Here is a 1504-nt window from a genome sequence, read left to right on the forward strand (position 1 = left end):
TCGTGGAACAGGGGCAAGGTCACGCAATCTGACCGTCATCTGCAGATTTCTATACTCGCCCCCACCAAATTAATTTCGGGTCTTAATGAGGAGAATCCATGAAGATTAGTCGCATTGCCGTCGCATCCCTCGGTCTGTTCGCTACAACCGCATTCGCTCAATCGAGCGTCACGCTGTATGGTGTGGCCGACGCGGGTATCGAGTATCTGAGCAACGTCCCATCGGCTTCGCCCGGTGGCTCGAACCAGGTTCGCATGACCTCCGGCAACATGTCGACGTCGCGTTGGGGCCTGCGTGGCGTCGAAGACCTTGGCGGCGGTCTGAAAGCCATCTTCGAATTGGAAAGCGGCATTTCGTTCGACACCGGCGCACAGAACAACAGCACCCGTCTTTTTGATCGTAGTGCCTTCGTAGGATTGGGTAGCAAATATGGTCAACTGACGTTGGGTCGTCAAACGACACCAATGTATGACACCACGCTGCAACTCGACCCGATGGGCTTCGCGCCGCGCTACTCGCTCTTCAAGATGGATGACGTCTTGGCGGGTCGCGCTGACAATGCTATCAAGTACCGTGGCATCTTCAGTGGCCTGACGGTCACCGGCCTCTACAGCTTTAGCCGCACCGGCGGCGGCGAAGTGCCGGGGAACTACAAGGTCGATCGAAACATGGGCGTATCGCTCATGTATGAAACCGGCGCCCTCGCTGTCGGCGCGGTGTACGACGAGATCCAGGGCAGCACCGTCGCCACGGCCGACCGCAAGGACCGCCGCGCTCTAATTGGCGCGAGCTACGCTTTCGGACCGGCTAAGGCATTTATTGGTTATCGCTGGTACAACGGCAATGTCGGTGCGCTGCCGACGAACGGTTCTAACATTTACTGGGCCGGCCTGCGCTATGGCCTGACGCCCGCACTGACGCTGACCGGCGCCGCCTACTACACGGACAGCCGCAATTCTGGCGCAGACCCGTTCCTGTTCGTTGCCTCGGCAGATTACGCTTTCTCGAAGCGTACCGATGTGTATATGAACGTCGGTTATGCACTGAACCGCGGCAACTCGCAGCTGGGCATGAACGGCTACAACTCGACGACCGGCAGCCCGACCAACGTTGTCCCTGGCAAGGATCAGACCGGCGTCGTCGTAGGCGTACGCCACAAGTTCTGAGCGAGCTCAAAAGAATCGACACTTTCTTGTTAATTCAAGAGAGTTTGTGCCTCCCAACCGGGAGGCATTTTTTTATGACAGGATCGTAATACGCGGGTAATTCAGTGGAGCAGGTCCGGTAGCTAGACTGTGAACACGGTGAGCGATTAGAGACTCACAAACATTGACTCCGGAGAGATTCCATGAAGACGATTCACACTGCCCTGATTGCTGCTGCCCTCACGATTGCTGCCGCCGGCTCCGCCATCGCTGCTACCCCTGATGGCCAGATCCACCGTCCCCGCGACCCCTACACCGACGGCGGACGCGCCGCAGTCAACGACATTTACGCCGGCGGT

General features: G+C 58.0%; 1 protein-coding gene. It reads left to right on the top strand.

The annotated features are described in order from the left end of the window. The first annotated feature begins 98 nt into the window (after positions 1–98). Positions 99–1166, top strand: coding sequence for a porin (locus tag K206_RS0136075; RefSeq protein ID WP_011229350.1), 1068 nt, complete (start codon positions 99–101; stop codon positions 1164–1166). Positions 1167–1504: the final 338 nt, after the last annotated feature.

Source organism: Cupriavidus sp. WS (genome assembly GCF_000395345.1).
Lineage (GTDB): Bacteria > Pseudomonadota > Gammaproteobacteria > Burkholderiales > Burkholderiaceae > Cupriavidus > Cupriavidus basilensis_B.